The 18,167-nt window shown below is 68.1% G+C and carries 19 protein-coding genes; 10 read left to right on the top strand and 9 right to left on the bottom strand.

Translation table 11 applies throughout. From position 1 onward, the window contains the following. Positions 1 to 10 precede the first annotated feature (10 nt). The 4 genes from AC1VNX_RS12865 to AC1VNX_RS12850 all read right to left on the bottom strand — a co-directional run bounded on the left by AC1VNX_RS12865 (position 11) and on the right by AC1VNX_RS12850 (position 3,637). Entirely contained in the window at positions 11 to 586 is a 576-nt protein-coding gene (locus AC1VNX_RS12865; protein WP_483157035.1) for a TetR/AcrR family transcriptional regulator, read from the bottom strand. A 45-nt stretch (positions 587 to 631) separates the two neighbouring features. Beyond that, positions 632 to 1,624 carry a Bug family tripartite tricarboxylate transporter substrate binding protein gene (locus AC1VNX_RS12860; protein ID WP_483157034.1) on the bottom strand — a complete coding sequence of 331 codons (993 nt, stop codon included), beginning with the start codon at positions 1,622 to 1,624 and terminating at the stop codon, positions 632 to 634. Positions 1,625 to 1,676: 52 nt separating this feature from the next. After that, a complete protein-coding gene (gene xerD / locus AC1VNX_RS12855; RefSeq protein WP_483157033.1) occupies positions 1,677 to 2,591 on the bottom strand; it encodes a site-specific tyrosine recombinase XerD in 915 nt (304 codons plus the stop codon). Positions 2,592 to 2,662: 71 nt separating this feature from the next. Beyond that, positions 2,663 to 3,637, bottom strand: coding sequence for a tripartite tricarboxylate transporter substrate binding protein BugE (locus AC1VNX_RS12850; RefSeq protein WP_483157032.1), 975 nt, complete (start codon positions 3,635 to 3,637; stop codon positions 2,663 to 2,665). A 120-nt stretch (positions 3,638 to 3,757) separates the two neighbouring features. Between AC1VNX_RS12850 and AC1VNX_RS12845 the strand changes: the two genes are divergently transcribed. Then, entirely contained in the window at positions 3,758 to 4,675 is a 918-nt protein-coding gene (locus tag AC1VNX_RS12845; protein WP_483161941.1) for an AEC family transporter, read from the top strand. Positions 4,676 to 5,369: 694 nt separating this feature from the next. On the opposite strand, the gene AC1VNX_RS12840 is transcribed toward AC1VNX_RS12845, so the two are convergent. Next, the gene (locus AC1VNX_RS12840) at positions 5,370 to 6,122 is read right to left on the bottom strand and encodes a sulfite exporter TauE/SafE family protein (RefSeq protein ID WP_483157031.1); all 753 of its coding nucleotides are present in this window, start codon (positions 6,120 to 6,122) and stop codon (positions 5,370 to 5,372) included. Positions 6,123 to 6,169: 47 nt separating this feature from the next. After that, on the bottom strand, positions 6,170 to 7,426 hold the full coding sequence (locus AC1VNX_RS12835; protein WP_483157030.1) for an MFS transporter: 1,257 nt from the start codon (positions 7,424 to 7,426) through the stop codon (positions 6,170 to 6,172). An 89-nt stretch (positions 7,427 to 7,515) separates the two neighbouring features. Between AC1VNX_RS12835 and AC1VNX_RS12830 the strand changes: the two genes are divergently transcribed. The 4 genes from AC1VNX_RS12830 to AC1VNX_RS12815 all read left to right on the top strand — a co-directional run bounded on the left by AC1VNX_RS12830 (position 7,516) and on the right by AC1VNX_RS12815 (position 10,750). Further along, positions 7,516 to 8,394, top strand: a complete 879-nt coding sequence (locus AC1VNX_RS12830) for an AraC family transcriptional regulator (protein WP_301508285.1) — start codon at positions 7,516 to 7,518, stop codon at positions 8,392 to 8,394. Positions 8,395 to 8,482: 88 nt separating this feature from the next. Next, positions 8,483 to 9,193 carry a phosphatase PAP2 family protein gene (locus AC1VNX_RS12825; RefSeq protein WP_483161940.1) on the top strand — a complete coding sequence of 237 codons (711 nt, stop codon included), beginning with the start codon at positions 8,483 to 8,485 and terminating at the stop codon, positions 9,191 to 9,193. A 100-nt stretch (positions 9,194 to 9,293) separates the two neighbouring features. Further along, positions 9,294 to 9,545, top strand: coding sequence for an acyl carrier protein (locus tag AC1VNX_RS12820; RefSeq protein ID WP_301508287.1), 252 nt, complete (start codon positions 9,294 to 9,296; stop codon positions 9,543 to 9,545). Then, on the top strand, positions 9,542 to 10,750 hold the full coding sequence (locus tag AC1VNX_RS12815; RefSeq protein WP_483157029.1) for a beta-ketoacyl-[acyl-carrier-protein] synthase family protein: 1,209 nt from the start codon (positions 9,542 to 9,544) through the stop codon (positions 10,748 to 10,750). The genes AC1VNX_RS12820 and AC1VNX_RS12815 overlap by 4 nt, the downstream gene beginning before the upstream one ends. On the opposite strand, the gene AC1VNX_RS12810 is transcribed toward AC1VNX_RS12815, so the two are convergent. Beyond that, positions 10,747 to 11,664, bottom strand: a complete 918-nt coding sequence (locus tag AC1VNX_RS12810; RefSeq protein ID WP_483157028.1) for a LysR substrate-binding domain-containing protein — start codon at positions 11,662 to 11,664, stop codon at positions 10,747 to 10,749. The genes AC1VNX_RS12815 and AC1VNX_RS12810 overlap by 4 nt on opposite strands. A 145-nt stretch (positions 11,665 to 11,809) precedes the next feature. Here AC1VNX_RS12810 and AC1VNX_RS12805 point away from each other — a divergent pair, with 145 nt between their 5' ends. The 4 genes from AC1VNX_RS12805 to AC1VNX_RS12790 all read left to right on the top strand — a co-directional run bounded on the left by AC1VNX_RS12805 (position 11,810) and on the right by AC1VNX_RS12790 (position 16,529). Next, entirely contained in the window at positions 11,810 to 13,177 is a 1,368-nt protein-coding gene (locus AC1VNX_RS12805) for a M20/M25/M40 family metallo-hydrolase (protein WP_483157027.1), read from the top strand. A gap of 95 nt (positions 13,178 to 13,272) precedes the next feature. Beyond that, on the top strand, positions 13,273 to 13,734 hold the full coding sequence (locus AC1VNX_RS12800) for a DUF2501 domain-containing protein (RefSeq protein ID WP_483157026.1): 462 nt from the start codon (positions 13,273 to 13,275) through the stop codon (positions 13,732 to 13,734). 166 nt (positions 13,735 to 13,900) lie between these two features. Then, a complete protein-coding gene (locus AC1VNX_RS12795; protein ID WP_483157025.1) occupies positions 13,901 to 15,619 on the top strand; it encodes a SulP family inorganic anion transporter in 1,719 nt (572 codons plus the stop codon). 22 nt (positions 15,620 to 15,641) lie between these two features. Further along, positions 15,642 to 16,529: a LysR substrate-binding domain-containing protein gene (locus AC1VNX_RS12790; protein ID WP_483157024.1), complete on the top strand. Its 888-nt coding sequence runs from the start codon at positions 15,642 to 15,644 to the stop codon at positions 16,527 to 16,529. Between the two features lie 10 nt (positions 16,530 to 16,539). Here AC1VNX_RS12790 and AC1VNX_RS12785 read toward each other — a convergent pair whose 3' ends face one another. Beyond that, complete coding sequence (locus AC1VNX_RS12785) at positions 16,540 to 17,121, bottom strand: DUF3299 domain-containing protein (RefSeq protein WP_483157023.1); 582 nt, start codon at positions 17,119 to 17,121, stop codon at positions 16,540 to 16,542. Between the two features lie 131 nt (positions 17,122 to 17,252). Between AC1VNX_RS12785 and AC1VNX_RS12780 the strand changes: the two genes are divergently transcribed. Next, positions 17,253 to 17,786, top strand: coding sequence for a DUF2306 domain-containing protein (locus tag AC1VNX_RS12780; protein WP_483157022.1), 534 nt, complete (start codon positions 17,253 to 17,255; stop codon positions 17,784 to 17,786). Here the strand turns inward: AC1VNX_RS12780 and arfB are convergent. Then, on the bottom strand, positions 17,755 to 18,162 hold the full coding sequence (gene arfB / locus AC1VNX_RS12775) for an alternative ribosome rescue aminoacyl-tRNA hydrolase ArfB (RefSeq protein WP_483157021.1): 408 nt from the start codon (positions 18,160 to 18,162) through the stop codon (positions 17,755 to 17,757). The two genes, AC1VNX_RS12780 and arfB, sit on opposite strands and share 32 nt — an antisense overlap. Positions 18,163 to 18,167: the final 5 nt, after the last annotated feature.

Genomic DNA, 18,167 nt, shown 5'->3' with positions numbered 1-18,167 from the left:
AGGCCAGGACTCAGCCCGGCAAGGAACTCCTGAGTTGGGCGATGGCTTCGTCGAAGTCGTCGACGCGGCCTGTCATGCGAGCAGACAGCAGCGCGCCCTGGCAAACCGAGAACACGTAGGCGGCCAGCGAGGCGACCGAGGCGCCGGCCTTGCGCTGCGTCATCAGCGCGCCCAGCACGCCGGTGAGCCACGTCACCTGCGTGTTGCGCAGCTCCTGCACGGCCAGGCGCAGCTCGTCGTTGATGACGCCCCATCCGGGGGCCACCGCCCCCGCGGGGCACATGCCCGAGCCGGCCCTGAGCGTGTTGCGGTACATGCGGAAATACGATTCGAGCGCGTCCTTCGGCTCGCGCGCCCGGGCGGCGTCCCAGTCCTTGAAGCCCTGCGTGGCCGCGCGGATCACCGCGACGCCCAGCGCCTCCTTGGTCGGGAAGTGGTGATACAGGCTGGCCTTGCGCACGCCGACCGCGTCGGCCACGTCCTGGAAGCTGAAGCCCAGGTAGGAGCGCGTTTCGATGAAGCCGCGCGCCACCGCGAGGATCTGCTCGCGGGTGCTGCCGGTGGCAAGGGCTGTGGCATTGGTCATCTACCTACTATAAGGTAGGTAAATTCAATCCTGCAAGCAGCAGGGTCAATCGGCCTTGATGCCCGCAGCCTTGACGATGCGCCCGTTGCTCTCGAACTCGCTGGCGATTTCCTTCGCGAACGCCGCCGAAGTGCCGCCGGTCGGCACGTTGTCGGTGGCCACGAGCTTGGCGCGCAGCTCGGGGCTGGCCAGCGCCCTGTTGATCTCGGCGTTGTACTTCGCGACCAGCGCCGGCGGCGTGGCCGCTGGCGCGAACACGCCGAACAGCGAATTGATGTTCGCCGCCTTGTAGCCCAGCTCGCCCAGCGTGGGCACCTGCGGCAGGCTCTCGAGCCGCGCGGGCGCGCCCACCGCCAGCGGGCGCAGCTTGCCCGACTGGATGTGCGACGAAAGCGTCGGGCTCGCGTTGGTCGAAAGAATCTCGAACTGCCCGCCGATGGCGTCGTTGAGCTGCTGGCCGCCGCCCTTGTAGGGCACGTGCGTAATGTCGACGCCCGCAGCCGCGCGCAACTGCTCCAGCACGATGTGCCCCAGCGAGGCCGGCCCCGATGTGGCCCAGCGCACCGCGCCCGGATGCGCCTTGGCATCGTCGATCAGCGCGCGGAAGTCCTTCGCCTTGCTGGCCGGCGTCGCGATCAGCAGCACCGGCGAATACATGACGCTGGCCACCGGCGCCACATCCTTCAACGGATCGAAGGGCAGCCTGCCCAGGTGCGGGCTCAGCACCAGCGGGCTGATGGCAGAGAAGCCCAGCGTCGCGCCGTCGGGCGCAGCCTTGGCGATGGCGTCCATGCCGATGGCGCCGCTCGCGCCGGCACGGTTGTCCACGATCACCGTGACGCCCATCTGCGCCGCGAGCCGGTCCCCCAGCGCCCGCGCGACCACGTCGCTGACGCCGCCCGCCGGGTAGGCGACGATGAGGCGCACGGTCTTGGGCACGGCCTGCGCGAAGGCGCCGGAGGCGGCGCACAGCGCGGCGGCGGCAATGAGTCGGGTCGCCGTGCGGCGCGAGGGCTTCGGGGAAGCGAGGAAATTCATGATTCCGGTCGATTGAAAAAAGAGAAAGAAAAAAGAAGAGACGCGCCCGCCCTCAACCGCGCGGATGGTGCTGCGCATGCAGCTGCTTGAGGCGCTCGCGCGCCACGTGCGTGTAGATCGTCGTCGTCGAGATGTCGGCGTGCCCCAGCAGCAGCTGCACCGCGCGCAGGTCGACGCCATGGTTCAGCAGGTGCGTGGCGAAGGCGTGGCGCAGCGTGTGCGGCGACAGGGGCACGTGGATGCCCGCCGCCGCTGCGTGCTTCTTCACGATGACCCAGAACATCACGCGCGTCATGCCCGCGCCGCGCGCGGTGACGAACAGGTCGGGCGTCTGCTGCCCGTCGAGGATGGCCGGGCGCGATTCGTCGAGGTAGCGCTCGATCCAGCGCCGCGCCTCGGCGCCGAAGGGCACGAGCCGCTCCTTGTTGCCCTTGCCGAGCACGCGCAGCACGCCATCGTTCAGGCTCATGTCGATGGCCTTGAGCGCCACCAGTTCGCTCACGCGCAGGCCGCTCGCGTACATCAGCTCCAGCATCGCGCGGTCGCGCAGGCCCAGCGGCGACTCGACGTCGGGCGCGGCCAGCAGGTCGTCGACCTGCTTTTCGGAAAGCGTCTTGATGGCCCGCGGCATCTGCCGCGCGGGCATGAGCCGGATGCTCGGATCGGCGCTGATGCGCCGCTCGCGCAGCGCCCAGCGGTAGTAGCGCTTGAACACGGTAAGGCGCCGGTTCGCCGACGTTGCCTTGCCCTTGCCCGACAGCCGCGCGCCCATGTAGGCCTGCAGGTCCGTCTCCTTCGCGGCGTCGAGCGCGGTGCCGCTGCGCTGCGCGCCGAGCCATTGCGCGAACAGCGCGAGGTCGCGGCGGTAGGCGGCCAGCGTGTTCTTCGACAGCCCGTCCTCCAGCCACAGGGCGTCGATGAAGTCGTCGATCCCGGGTGTGGTCTGCGTGGCTGCCTCTGTGGTCATGCCTTGCAAGATAACAAAAAGAAAAAGCCGCCCGGCATGCGGGCGGCTTCGGTACCCAAGGAAAACCGGGCTCAGTCGAGCTTCAGGTTCTGCTTCTTCACGACCTGCTTGTACACGTCGTACTCGGCCTTGATCTGAGCCGCGAACTGGTCGGGCGTGTTGGCGACGATCAGCGAGCCCGTGTCCTCGATGCGCTTGCGCACCGCCGGCTCTTCCACCGCCTTCTTTACGCCCGCGCTGATCTTCTCGACCACTTCCTTCGGCAGGCCCTTCGGGCCGAGGATGCCGTAGTAGGCCATGCGGTTCACCGGCTCCAGCCCCACTTCCTTGAAGGTAGGCACGTTGGGCAGCGCGGCCAGGCGCTGCGGCGCCGACACCACGATCGGAATCAGCCGGCCGCTCTGGATGAAGGGCATGGCCGAGGGGATGTTGTCGAACATGATCGGCACCTGGCCGGCCACCACGTCGTTCAGCGCCGGGCCCGCGCCGCGGTAGGGGATGTGCGTGACGAAAGTGTTGGTCAAGCTCTTGTAGAGCTCCATCAGCAGGTGGCCGATGCCGCCCGTGCCCGACGAGGCGTACGAGTACTTGCCCGGGTTCTTCTTCAGCTCGGCCACGAACTCGGCGTAATTCTTGGCGGGGAAGCTGGGGTTGACCGCGATGATGTTCGGCGTGGCCGCGATGTTGATGATCGGCGTGAAGTCGTTGATCGGGTCGTACGGCGTCTTCGGGTTGATGGCCGGATTGGCCGCCGTGCTGGACACCGTCGCGATGCCCAGCTTGTAGCCGTCGGGCGTGGCGCGTGCCGTTTCGGCCGCGCCGACGATGCCGCCGCCGCCGGCGCGGTTGATCACCACCACCGGCTGGCCCAGCACCTTGCCCAGCGGATCGGAAATCACGCGCGCCACGATGTCCGTCGTGCCGCCCGGTGCGAACGGCACGCTCAGTTCGACCGGCTTGTTGGGGTACCCCTGCGCAAAGCTCTGGCCCGCGACCACGACCAGTGCCGCGGCTCCCACCATCGCTCCCCATTGACGACGTTGCATCGAAAACTCCTTATTGATCTGACTGGCTGACTAACCGACTGATGTCGAAAAACGAAGCCCGGATGCTAGCGGCTCGGGGGCCGTCCCCGTGCTCTGGATTACCCATGGTCAGGGAGGTTTATCCTCGAAGCGGTGAATTACGCGCAGCTGCTCTTCCCCGACTTCTCCCTCATCGCCATCGGCTGGCTCCTGTGCCGCTACACCGCCCTCGACCGCCGCGTGTGGGACCAGGTCGAGAGTCTCGTTTACTACTTTCTATTTCCCGTACTGCTCTTCCACTCGATCGTGCGCAGCCCGCTCGACTTCGGTGCAACCTCGAGCCTGCTCACGGCCGGTGTCGGCGTGGGCATCTGCGGCATCCTGCTGGCCTATGCCCTGCCCTTCGTTCCGGGCCTGCGCACGCACATCGACCGGCGCGACCACGCGGCCAGCGCGCAGATCGCCTTTCGCTTCAACTCGTTCATCTGCCTGGCGCTGGCGGAACGGCTCGGAGGCTCCGAGGGCCTGCTGCTGATCGCGGTGCTGATCGGCGTGTGCGTGCCGATCTTCAACATCGCGGCTGTGTGGCCGATGACTCGGCATGCACAGACGGGGTTCGTGCGGCAGCTGGTGCGCAATCCGCTGATCGTCGCGACTGTGGCGGGGTTGCTGGCCAATGTGCTGGGGTTGACTGTGCCCACTTGGGCCACGCCTACTCTGACGCGGATCGGGGCTGCATCGTTGGCGCTTGGGCTGCTGGCTGCGGGGGCGGGGATGAAGTTTTCCACCCTCGGGGCGGGGAAGGTGCTGGCTGTGTCCGTGTTGGCCATACGGCATCTGTTCTTGCCGGTGGTGGCTTGGGGGTTGGCTCGGGTGCTTCGGCTTGATGCTGCGCAAGGGGCTGTATTGATGGCTTTCTCCGCCGTGCCGACCGCTTCGAGCGCGTACGTGTTGGCTGCTCGGATGGGGTACAACGGGCCTTATGTGGCTGGGCTGGTGACTCTTTCTACTTTGTTGGGGGTTGTCAGTTTGCCGTTTGCCTTGGCGTTGCCTCGGTGAGCGCCGTTTGGTGTTTGCTTCCCGGGGCCGGGTCTCGGCCCGGCGGCCGACCTACTTTTCTTTGCTTCGCCAAAGAAACGTAGGCAAAAGAAAGGCGACCCTACTGTCTGCGTCCCTTCGCTTCGCTACGGGCAACCTGCGGTGCTCGACGTAGGAGGGGGTCCGCAGAACTCGCTTCGCTCAAACAGCTGCGGCCCTTATCCCTCCTACGTCTGCGCTCCTCGGCGCAGCCAGAAGGGATCGATCCGCGCCATCGCTTCGCTCGGCTTTTTTGAAAAGCCTGAACTGGCCTTCGCTTCGCTCGGCCGGGGATACAGATTCAGAACTAGTTCTGACAGCGCAAGCCACGCACGCAACCCCAACAACCCCTCCGCCCCATTCCAAGCCCAGCAGGCGCGAAGCGCCTGCTGGGCCTTGGGGGCCGAGCGAAGCAAAGGCCCGAGCGTCTCCCCTCCCCTCTGGCTGCGCCGAGGAGCGCAGCGTTTCGCGGATCAGGGCTCGCCCTTGTCTGAGCGAAGCGAGTTTGGGCGAGACCCCGCGAAACGCGAGCACCGCAGGTTGCCCCGTAGCGCAGCGAAGGGGTCGCAGACAGTGGGGTCGCCTTTCTTTTGCCTACTTTTCTTTGGCGAAGCAAAGAAAAGTAGGTCGCCCGCCGGGGCGAGTCCCGGCCCCGGGAAGCCAACACCCAAAGAACTCAACTACGAGCCAACAAAGCCGAAACAGCAGAAGCCAACAACGCCACCCCAGAAGCCGTCAACAACCCCAACACAACCTTCCGAAACGCCCCTTCACTGATCCCGATATACATCCGGGCCCCCAGCAACACAGGCACAGCAACCGCCAACGCCACCACCCCAAGCAAAGGCACGACAGCCCTCCCGATATTCCCGCTGAAAAGGTGAATCCCAAACGCCACCAGCAACATCGAAAGATTGAAGTTCTGAATCACAGCCCGCTGCGTGTCGCGCTGGAACCCACGCAAGGTGCACCAAAGCGTAGGAATGGTCCCCGAGAACCCACCAATCCCAGCCATCGCACCACCGATAGCCCCGGCAACCCCATCAGCCACGCGCCCACCGAACGCCACCTTGGGCAGATGCTGCGACATCAGCATCGCTGGACACCAAAGCACCAGCAGCACACCAAGGCAAAGCTTGAAGACGACAAGATCCAGGTGCGGCAGCAGCCAGACACCGAACGGAACGCCCATCAGCCCGCCAAGCAGAAAGGGCCAGAGCACGCCCTTGTCGAAGGACCGCCGCACGGTAACCGCGGCAATCACCTGCCCCGTCAACGCACCGAACAACGCGAGCACAGCGGCAAGCCGAGGCTCCAGCGTCCAGGCCCAGACCGACATCGCCACCAGGCCGAACGCAAAGCCCGAAAGACCCTGCACAAAACCCGCCAGCACCGCGCCGGCGATCACATAGACGTACAGGGCTTGCATGCGGCCGATGATATCGGCCGGGGGTCATAACTCGCCGGCCGGAGCCGTCAGGCCGGAACCAGCGCGGTGCGCCGCACACGGCGCACGTTGAACGCGCTGGCGATGAGCACGCCCTGCACGAGCGCCAGCCCCACGATCACGCTGGTGTACTGCCCATGGTCCATCAGTCGGCCAAACACCAGCGGCGCCACGGCCTGCCCGATGTCGAGGCCCGCGTAGACCACGCCATAGACGCGGCCGGTCGCGTTGGGCGGTGTCGACTTCTTCACCAGCAGGTCGCGCGAAGGCCCGGCGACGCCCGAGACGAAACCCATGGCGCCGAAGAGCGCCGGCACGATGATCGGCGGGAAGTCGGCAAAGGCCAGCATCAAGGCCAAAGCGGCTGCCAAGCCGAACCCCACGCCCACGACGCGCTCACAGCGCGATGGATCGGAAGCGAGGAAGCCGCCCACCACCATGCCCGCCGCACTCGCCACCATGTAGACCGTCAGGCACACGGCCACCAGAGCCACCGGCACGGCGTGCAGATGCCCGGCGGCCACGGGCGCGAAGGTCTGCACCACGCTGATCACCGCGGCATAGAAGAAGAAGAAACCGAAGCACATCCACACGGCCGGAATGCGCAGGAAGTCGAACTCGCCGCCGGCGGGCGCGGGTTCGCCCTGCCCCGTGGCCTTGTGCACGGCCGCCGCGTCCAGCGACAGCACGCTGCGATAGATCCACAGCACCAGCAGCACCAGCAGGGCGACCGCGCCCGCCGAAGCCAGCGCCACGCGCCACGAGAAGGCGATGGCGATCGGCACCACGAAGGCCGGCGCCAGCGCCCAGCCCAGGCTGCCGGTGATGCCGTGCACGCTGTAGGCATGGCCCAGGCGCGTGGGCGCGACCTTGCGGTTGAACAGCGTGTAGTCCACCGGGTGGAACACGCCGTTGCCGATGCCGCCTACCACCGCGCACAGCAGCAGCATCCAGTAGCTCTGCGCCAGCGCATAGCCGAAAGCCGCCAGCCCCAATGCCCCGAGCCCCACGAACAGCACCGGCCGCGGGCCCAGCTTGTCGACGATGAAGCCCGAAGCCGCCTGCACGATGCACGAGACCACGAAGAACACCGTGAGCACCGCGCCCAACTCGACATAACTCACGTTGAACGCGTCCTTCAGCCACGGGAACAGCGGCGCCAGGATGAGCTGGCTGAAGTGACTGACCGCGTGGGCCAGGCCGACCAGCCCGATCAGCTTGGCGTCGGTACCCAGAGTGTTGGAGGAAGGCGGGGAAGCGGCGCTCATGGGCGAATTGGAAGACATGGATTGCTACAAAAAAACGGGGCAGGCACCGATGCTATGCGTCGGGGAAGCGGCAGAATGGCGATACAGCGACAACATTTGTCGAAACCATGCCAAGCGCCGCCTCACCCACTTCCAGGAGCGCCGCGTCCGCCGCCAGGCTGCGCGGGCCCACCCCGATCAACAGCGTTGCCTCCCTCACGCCGCACCTGTACGCGCCCGACGCGGTGCGGCCACTGCGCGCCAAGGAGCACTTCCTGAGCGCCGACACGCTGGTCGAACTGCACGAGCACCCGTGGCCGCAGCTCACTTTCTCCACACGGGGCGTGATCCGCCTGAGCACGCAAGACGGCAGCTACATCGTGCCGCCCTCGCGCGCGCTCTGGGTGCCGGCCAACATGCCGCACAGCATCACGCTGATAGAAGACGCCGAGCTGCGCACCGTCTACCTGCACGCCTGGATCGCGCCCACATGGGAAAAATGCGAAGTGCTCGAGATCAGCCCCCTGCTGCGCGCGCTGATGCTGGCGCTGGACACCACGCCCGACGGCCTGCCGACGGCCGATGCGCATGCGCCGCAGCGCGAGCGGATGATCGCGCCGCTGCTGGTCGACGAGCTGGAGCGCGCCACGCAGATCCGCATCGACGTGCCGCTGCCCACCGACAAGCGCCTGCGCCAGCTCTGCGAGACGCTGCTGCGCAACCCGGCCGACCGCGCCACGCTGGCCGAGCGCGCGGCCGCCATCGGCGCCAGCGAGCGCACGGTGGCGCGCCTGTTCCGCGACCAGCTCGGCATGAGCTGGCAGCAGTGGCGCCAGCAGGCCGTGATGGCGCATGCGCTGCCGCTCTTGGCGCGCGGCATGGCGGTGAGCCAGGTAGCGGCCGCCAGCGGCTACGCCACCGACAGCGCCTTCTGCGCGATGTTCAAAGCCGCCACCGGCCGCTCGCCCACCTCGTTCCAGCACCGCAAGCGGCCCGCGCCCGCCTGATGCGCGAGAGCCGGGTGGGGGCTTCACGGCGCTCTGGCAAGATCGGCGCCCGACAAGCAACACCATGCACTCACCGATCTCCCTGAACATGGCGCCCGGCGCCCGGCCACCCAGGTGGACCGCCGACATCTGGCTGCGCGTGCGCCGGCACTTCCTGCTGAAGGCGGTCGGCACCACGGTCTTCACATGGCTGTTCTTCATCGGCTACTTCCACCTTCTGCGCAACCCGTCCTTTCCGGTCGAGGTGATGCCGCTGACGCCGCTGGACCGCCTGCTGCCCTTCCAGCCTTACCTGCTGGGGCCGTACCTCTCGCTGTGGGTGTACGTGGGCATCGCGCCGGGGCTGCAGCTCACCTTCCGCGAGCTGGTGGTCTACGGGCTGTGGATCGGCGGGTTGTGCATCACCGGCCTGGGCATCTTCTACTTCTGGCCGACCCAGATACCTCCTTTGGCCATCGATGCCTCCGGCTACCCGGGCTTCGCGATGCTGCAGGGCGTGGACGCGGCCGGCAACGCCTGCCCCTCGATGCACGTGGCGGTGGCCATCTTCACCGCCATCCGCATCGAGGACGTGCTGCGCGAAACGCGCACGCCCGCCCCATGGCGAATGCTCAACTGGGCCTGGTTCGCCGCCATCGCCTATTCGACGCTGGCGGTCAAGCAGCACGTGGCGCTGGACGTGGCGGCCGGCGCGCTGCTGGGTATGGCTTTCGCCCTGCCCTCGATGCGCTGGCGGCCCGGCGCGCGGCGGCGGGAGGATTCCCCTCAGGCGGGAGCGGATATCATCCGTAAACATTGACCACACTCACCATTGGCCGACGAGGAAGGGATCGATTGACTCCAAGGACCGCAACGGGCGGCGATCGATCGGCGGCACACGAGACGACAGGCATTGCACGATGAGTTCGCTGAAGGAATTGCAGGACCTGATCCACGAGAAGTACGGCATCGAACCGTCGAAGCTCGACCCCCACGCCTCGATGCGTGAAACCGGCGGGCTCGATTCGCTGGCCCTGGCCGAATTTCTGTTCGCCATCGAAGACCACTTCGGCATCGTCATGCCCGACGAGGACGCGAACATCGACACCCTGGCCGAGCTCTCCGTGCTGGTCGACAAGGTCAGGGCCGAGAAGGCCGCGTCGGCGTCGTGAACCACGAAGTCGCCGTCACCGGGCTGGGCGTCATGGCGCCGCACGGCGACGAGCCCGGCGCGCTGTTCCAGGCCCTGCTGCAGGGCCGGTCGGCCATACAGCCCGTCTTTCCTGAACTGCCCAAACCGGCAGCGGCCGCCACCGTGGCCTTCGACGAGACCCGCTGGTTCACCAAGCTGCAGCTCGCCGGTGTCGACCGCGTGAGCCAGCTGGCCGTGGCCGCCGCCGACATGGCGATGCGCGACGCTGGCCTCTCCACATCGGACGCCGATCTCGAGCGTGTGGGCGTCTTCTCGGGCTGCGGCATGGGCGGTGCGGCGGCGCTCGAAGCGGCCTATCGCGGCAACGGCCGCGTCTCCCCGCTCACCATTCCCGCCTTCATGCCGAACGCACCGGCAGCTCACGTGGCCATGCGCCAGGGCGTGAAGGGCCCGGTGCTCACCTACTCGGTCGCCTGCGCTTCCTCTTCTGCCGCGATCGCCGAGGCGGCCAAGGCCGTGCAGCGCGGCGAGGTCGACATCGCCATCGCCGGCGGCAGCGAAGCGCTGATCGTGCCCGGCGTGGTGGTGGCCTGGCAGGCCATGGCGACGCTGGCCGGCTTCCAGCCCGGCGAGGCGGCCGGCGCGGTGCGGCCTTTCGCCACCGACCGCAGCGGCTTCGCGCTGGGCGAAGGTGCGGCCTTCCTCGTTCTCGAGTCCGCCGAACGCGCGCGTGCACGCAGCGCCCGCAGCTACGCCAAGCTGGCAGGCTGGGGCCTGAGCAGCGACGCCACCCACCTCACCAAGCCCGATGCACCGGGGCAGGCCCGCGCGCTGCGGGCCGCACTGCGCCAGGCCGGCCTGCAGCCCCGCGACGTGGGCTACTGCAACGCGCACGGCACGGCCACGCGCATCGGCGACGTGGTCGAGCGCAACGCGCTGGCCGAAGTGTGGGGCGACGACCTCGACACGCTGCGCGTGAGTTCGACCAAGGCGCTGCATGGCCACATGCTGGGCGCGGCGGGCGCCATCGAGGCGCTCATCACCGTGATGGCGCTGCAGCAGCGGCAACTGCCGCCCAACGCCAACTGCCGCGAGATCGATCCGGAATGCCGGATGAACCTTGTCATGCAGGACGACACCGCGGCGCCCGCGCTCGAAGCCGCCATCAGCAACTCCTTCGCCTTCGGCGGCACGAACTCGGTGCTGCTCTTCCGCCGGGCCTAGGCGGCCTTCAGTTCCTGCGGCGCGGCCTGCGCGGCTGCCGCGCACAGCCACGCCACGAAGGCGCCGACCAGAGCATCGTCCGTGCGGCTGGGCGCCACGAACACGCTGTAGCCCCGGCTCGACGGTGCCCGGTGCGGGCAGGCCAGCACCAGCTCGCCCGAACGCAACTCGCGCTCGACGAAGTAGTCGGGCACCAGCCCCACGCCCAGATCGGCGCGCACGGCCGCGACCAGCGACGAGAACAGGTCGAAGCGGTGCCCCGCCACCAGGTTCTCCGGCGCGCGCAGATGCGGGGCCTGGCCGAACCACTCTTCCCACGCGCCCATCCGCGTGCGCAATTGCAGCAGCGGCGCCGCGCGGAAGTCGCCGCGCGCCATGGCCGGCCGGCCCCTCGCGCCGGGCGAGCAAACGGCAACGCAGGATTCACCCATCAGCGGCAGCGCGTTCGCGCCGGGCCACACGGCGTCGTCGTACTGCACGCCCACATCGAAAGGCTGGTCTTCCATATAGAGATGCGTAGGAAACACCTGCAGATGCAGGCTGCAGCCCGGGTTCAGCCCGATGAACTCCGGCAGACGCGGCGTGAGCCAGCCCTCGGCCAGCACCGGCACCGCGCCGACCAGCAGGCGCAGGCCGTCGGTGCGCTGCGCCATGGCTTCCAGCGTGTGGTTCTGCAGGCGCAGCAAGTCGCCTGAAATCTGGCCGTGGTAGCGCCGGCCGGCCTCGGTGAGCTCGGTGCCGCGCGCGGTGCGCTGCACCAGCCGCACGCCGATCTGCGTCTCCAGCTGGCGCAACTGCTGGCTCACTGCGCTGTGCGTGAGGCACAGCTCCTCCGCGGCCTTGCCGACGCCGTGGTGACGGGCCACCGCGTCGAAGATCAGCAGCGCGCGGGTGCTCGGAATGTGGCGGCGCATGAGGGCTTCGTTAGAAAAACTGACAACGCGGAAGATTAAACCAGAGCGCGCGCCTAACACAGCCATAAGAATCACTGACGACGGCGTCGCACCGGCGCCGCTCGCCTCGACCTGGTCAGCCTCAACTACAAGGACATCCCGCACCATGCCCCGCCCCGTGTCGCCTCGCCTCGCCCCGATCGCCCTTGCCCTCGCTTTGGCCTTGGCCTCCGCCGCCACAGGCCTCGCCCACGCCCAGAGCGGCAGCGTCGCGGCCACGCCCACGCAGGTGCGTCCGGAAGTGGACAAGGCCTACACCCAGCTGATGGCCTCGCCCGCCATCCAGAAGCTGCTGGATTCGGTCAAGGCCGACCACGACCGCTCGGTGGAAGACCTGAAGATGCTCACCGAGATCGAGGCGCCGCCCTTCAAGGAACAGAAGCGCGCCGAAGCCTTTCTCGCCCGCATGAAGGCACTGGGCCTGACGGACGCGAAGATCGACGCCGAAGGCAACGTGGTCGGCCTGCGCAAGGGCACGGGCAACGGGCCGAAGCTGCTGATCTCTGCCCACCTCGACACGGTGTTTCCGGCCGGCACCGACGTGAAGGTCAAGGAGCGCGACGGCAAGCTCTACGCCCCCGGCATCTCAGACGACACGCGCGGCCTGTCGGTGCTGCTGTCGTGGCTCAAGGTGCTCAACGACAACAAAATCCAGACGGTGGGCGACCTGCTCATCGTTGGCAACGTGGGCGAGGAAGAGCTCGGCAACCTGCGCGGCATGAAGGCGATCTTTCGCGACAACCTCGACATCGACGGCATGGTCGGCCTGGAGCCCGCGCCCGATGGTTCGGTGCTGATGCTGGGAACCGGCAGCCACCGCTACGAAGTGACTTTCAAGGGCCCCGGCGGCCACAGCTACGGCGCCTTCGGCCAGGTGCCGAGCGCGATCCACGGTATGGGCCGCGCCATCGCGAAGATCGCCGACATCCGCACGCCGAGCTTCCCGAAGACGACGTTCACCGTCGGCACGGTCGGCGGCGGCACTTCTGTCAACACCATCGCGCCGGACGCGCGCATGGCGGTGGACATCCGCTCCGACGAAATGGCGCCGCTGCTCGAGACCGAGAAGAAGATCCTCGCCGCCATCGACGAAGCCGTGGCCGAGGAAAACAAGCGCTGGAACGTCAACACGCTGAGCGTGAGCACCAAGCTCATCGGCGACCGTCCGGGCGGCCGCACGCAGTCGGACACGGTGATCGTCGAGGCCGCCACGCGCTCGAACGCCGCCTTCGGCCACAAGACGCTGCTCACGGGCGCGAGCACCGACGCCAACGTGCCGATGTCGCTGGGCATCCCGGCCATCATCATCGGCGGCGGCGGCAAGACCGGCGGTTTCCACGCGCTCAGCGAGTGGATCGACGTGACCGACGGCTGGAAGGGTGCGCAGAACTCGCTGGTGACGGTGCTCGGCCTCGTCGGCGTGCAGGGCACCAGCGCACCATTGCTCGAAAAGCGCACTCCCCGTTCGAAGTAAGCACAGGCGCGAGGGCGACTGCAGCGGGGCTTCGCCCCCGGCGTCTCCGTTATGCTGGTGGCCGCTTTCCACCACGCTACCGACAGGAGGACAACATGCACGCCCGCTCCACCCTCATCGCCCTCGCGCTGCTCGCAGCAGGCGCCTCGGCGCAGGCCAACAACCTGCTCGACCAGCTCAAGGAAAAGGCCGGCGAAGCCGCCACCGCCAACTCGCAAGGCAGCGGCGGCAGCACGGGCGGATCGGCGCTCGGCAACCTGGGCAGCAGCCTCGGCTTCAAGATGCCCTCCATCGGCTCCAGCACCATGGGCAACGCGGCCGGTGTGCTTCAGTACTGCGTGAAGAACAACTACCTGGGCGGCGACGCGGCCTCGGTAAAAGACAAGCTGCTGGCCAAGATCACCGGCCAGAAGAAGCAGGAAACCGGCTTCGCCAGCGGCGCCAAGGGACTGCTGCAGGGCGGCGACGGCAAGTCGCTGAACTTCAAGGGGCTGTCGTCGAAGGTCAAGGAAAAGGCCTGCGACTACGTGCTCAAGAACGCCACCTCCCTGATCTAGGCTCCTCCCCATGCTTCGCGCACTGCGTGTCGCTTCGCACACTCCCTCGCCGGGGGCCATGCCAGCGGCCCGGCAAAGCCGGTTCCGCGGCATTCCCCGACTGGCCGCGTAAGCTCTCTGCGCCTGCGGAGCATTCCAGCGTCGTTGCAGGCGCCATCCGTCATTCATGAATCCGGCTACCACCTCCCCTTCCCTGCGCCAGCGCCTCTCCCGCTGGGTTCCGTGCCTGGCCTGGCCCCGGCCCTCCGCCGCGCTGCTGCGCAACGAGGCGATGGCCGGCATCACCGTGGCGCTGATGGTCATCCCGCAGGGCGTGGCGTACGCCGCGCTGGCGGGCATGCCGCTGGTAACGGGCGTGTACGCGGCGCTGTTCCCGGCGCTGATCGCGGTGATGTTCAGTTCCTCGCAGCGGCTGTCGGTCGGGCCCACGGCGCTCACCAGCCTGCTGGTCGGCGCCTCGCTCGCGCCGCTGGCGGTGGCGGGCAGCGCCGAGTGGGTGGCGATGGCGGTGTGGCTCACGCTGATGTCGGGCACGATCCAGATCGTGCTGGGCGCGGGGCGCTTCGGGTGGCTGCTGCGGCTGGTGAATTCGCCGGTGCTCATCGGCTTCACGCAGGGCGCGGCGGTGCTGATCGCCATCTCGCAGCTGCCGGCGCTGCTGGGCTTCACCGGGCGGACCATTCCGCAGGTGCTGCATGGCGGGCCGTTGCCCGACCTCGTGGCCATCGCCTTCGGACTCGGCAGCATCGCGGTGCTGTGGCTGGGCAAGCGCCTGCTGCCGCGCTTTCCGACCACCATGGCGCTGGTGGCCGGCGCGGCCGCCATCAGCTGGCTGGTCGACTACGCGCTGCGCGGCGGCGCGGTGGTGGGCACCCTGCCCTCGGGCCTGCCCTCGTTCTACTGGCCCGGCCTGCTGCCGCTGGGCACCTTCAGCGCGCTGGTACTGCCGGCGCTGATGATCACGCTGGTGAGCTTTCTGGAAACCGCATCGAGCGCCAAGGTCGACAACGCGCGCGCCGGCACGCTCTGGAACGAAAACCAGGACCTGATCGGCCAGGGCCTGGCCAAGCTGGCCTCGGGCTTCACGGGTGCGTTTCCCACCAGCTCGTCTTTCTCGCGCTCGGCCATCACGTTGTACGCCGGCGCGCAGACCGGCTGGGCGACGCTCTTCAGCGTGGTCGTGGTGGCCGGCGCGCTGCTGTGGCTGATGCCGCTGCTGTATCACGTGCCGCAAGCGGTGCTGGCGGCGGTGGTTGTCACGGCCATCCTGGGGCTGGTGAAGCCGGCGAGCTTCACCGCGCTGTGGCGTATCTCGCGCATCGAGGCGGGCATCGCCTTCGGCACCTTCGTGCTGACCATCGCGACCGCGCCGAGCATCTACTGGGGAGTGCTCGGCGGCCTGCTGGCCGCGCTGGCGCACTACATGTACCGGCACCTGCACCCGCGCATCATCGAGGTGGGCCTGCATCCCGACGGCAGCCTGCGCGACCGCAACCTCTGGAAGCTGCCGCCGCTGGCGCCGAACCTCTATGCGCTGCGCATGGACGCCGAGCTCGACTTCGCATCGGCCTCCACGCTCGAACGCGCGCTCACGGTGGCGCTGGCCGAGCGGCCCGACCTCACCGACGTTTGCCTGTTCGCGCAGCCGATCAACCGCATCGACATCACCGGCGCGGAGGTGTTCGGCTCGATCCGCCGGATGATGGAATCCAGGGGCATCCGCCTGCACCTGAGCGGCATGAAGCTGCCCGCGATGCAGGTGCTGGAAAGCGCCGGCCTGCTGGCGCCGGGGCCGATGCTCTTCAGCTATCGCACCGATGGAGAGGCGCTGGCGGCGCTGATGCCGCGCGTCGAGGTGCCGGCGGCCGCAGAGGAAGCCGCCTGAAGAAGACCGAGCCGCGGCCCCCATGAAGACCACCATCGAAGAACTCGTCGCGTTCCGCACGGTGGTGGACACGGGCTCGATCACGGCCGCGTCGGAGCAGCTGTCGCAGACGGTCTCGGGCATCAGCCGCGCCTTGAGCCGGCTCGAGCAGAAGCTCGACACCACCCTGCTTCGCCGCACCACGCGGCGGCTCGAACTCACGGAGGAAGGCGCAGCCTTCCTGCAGCGCACGCGCGCGATCCTCGATGCCATCGACGACGCCGAGGAGCACATGGCCGCGCGCCGCCAGCAGCCCGCGGGTCGTCTGCGCGTGAACGCGGCCTCGCCCTTCATGCTGCACGCCATCGTGCCGCTGGTGCCGGAGTTCCGCAGGCTCTATCCGCAGATCAGCCTGGAACTGGACACCGACGACCTGCCCATCGACCTGCTGGAGCGCCGCACCGATGTGGCGATCCGCATCGGCCCGCTGCGCGACTCCACACTGCATGCGCGGCCGCTGGGCACGCACCGGCTGCGCGTGCTCGCGAGCCCCGCGTACCTCGAAGTGCACGGCAAGCCGCGCAAGGTGGCCGACCTGGCCGAGCACACGCTGCTGGGCTTCACGCAGCCCGAGTCGCTGAACCGCTGGCCGCTGCGCGGCGTGCATGGCGACGAATGGAACATCGCGCCCACGCTGGTGGCATCGAGCGGCGAGACGCTGCGACAGCTCGCGCTGGCGGGCGTGGGCATCGTCTGCCTGTCGGACTTCATGACGGGCATCGACCGCGCCAACGGCACGCTGGTGCAGGTGCTGGCGAAGGAGACTGCCGACGTGCGCCAGCCGGTGAATGCCGTGTACTACCGCAACACGCAGCTGTCGGCGCGCATCACGTCGTTCCTGGATTTTTTGTCTCAGCGCATGGGCGGCTGAGCGCGGCCCGTCATTGCGGCTGCTTCGGCACGAAGCGCTCGACCGAGGCCGACTTGATCTCGTAGCCGCTCACGCCCATGTCAGCCGACGAATAGCGCGCCGCCTTCAGCGTGCCGCTGACGTATACCGTGTCCATCGCGTGCAGGCCTTTCACGACCGAGGACGCGACCACGTGCACGATCTGGTTGGCGGGCGGCGGCGGGGTGTGGATGCAGGCGCCGAAGTACGGCACCAGCAGGAATTCGCGGATGCCCTCCTGCGTGTTGTCCAGCGGAACGACGAAGCCGGCGAGCTTGCCCGGCTTGCCATCGAGCGCCACGTTGACGGGGGCGTTGTCCCACACGGCGCGCATCTCGTCGAGCATCTGGATTGCGCGCGGATCGTTGTCGCGCAGGGCTTCGAGGCTGATGTTGCGGTAGCGCCTGGTCGGGTCCCAGCTCTTGGGGATCAGTTCCTCCCACTTAAGTTCGGGGGCTGCTGCAGCGCCTGCGTCCGGTTGCGCTGCGGCTCCCGGGCCGCATCCGCTCAGGAGCGCCGCGGCCGGTGCCAGCAGGAACGCGGCCAGCACGGCGCGCGGAAAGAGCCTTCTCATGAGTGCGATTGTGCTCGGAAGATGTTTCAGTCCCGTAAACCGGGGGCTTTTGCACTCAATTCATCCCAGATTGCACAATTCTGTTGCAAGGCGCCAGAATGCCGCACCACGAGATTCACGAGGAGATCCGCATGGCACCGACTGGATGGCTGGGACTCACGTCCCTGGGTACGGTTCATACGGCGATCAGCCTGATCGCCGTCGTCGCGGGGCTGCTGGCCCTGTTCCGCTACAAGGAGATCACCATGCGCACCGGCCTCGGCCGGCTCTTCGTATGGACCACCGTGCTGACCTGCCTCACGGGCTTCGGCATCTTCCAGCACGGCGGCTTCGGCAAGCCGCATGCGCTGGGCATCATCACTCTGCTGGCGCTGGCCGTGGGCACGCTCGCCGGCCGGGGCCTGCTCTTCGGGAAGTGGGCGCGCTACGTCGAGGCCGTCGCGTTCTCTGCGAGCTTTCTCTTCCACTGGATCCCGGCCTTCACCGAGACGCTCACGCGGCTGCCGCTCGGCGCCCCGCTGCTGCCGAGCGCCGAGGCGCCGGAGCTCAAGGCGATCACCGGCGTGCTGCTCGTGCTGTATTTGATCGGCGCAGGCCTGCAGATCCGCCGGCTGCGCGGCGGCACCGGCGGGATCAGTCCCGCACCGGTCCGCGCAGGCTCTTGATCTGCGAGCGCTGGCTCTTGCCTTCGAGCCGGCGCTGCTTCGAGCCGTAGGTGGGCTTGGTGGCGCGCCGCACGCGCGGCGCGGTGGCCACGCTGTCGACCACCGCCTGCAGCCGCGCGAGCGCGTCGGCGCGGTTCATCTCCTGCGTGCGGTGCTGCTGCGCCTTGAGCACGAACACGCCTTCCTGCGTGATGCGGCTGTCGCGCAGCGCGAGCAGCCTCTCCTTCACGTCGGCCGGCAGCGAACTGGCGTGGATGTCGTAGCGCAGGTGCACCGCGCTCGACACCTTGTTGACGTTCTGCCCGCCCGCACCCTGCGCCCGGATGGCGCTGAAGTCGACCTCGTCGGGGTCGATCAGGATGGGTGGGCGGAGCATGGCGC

This window comes from Variovorax sp. TLI9-5A (assembly GCF_056867935.1).
This window is presented reverse-complemented; position numbering and strand designations above follow the sequence as displayed.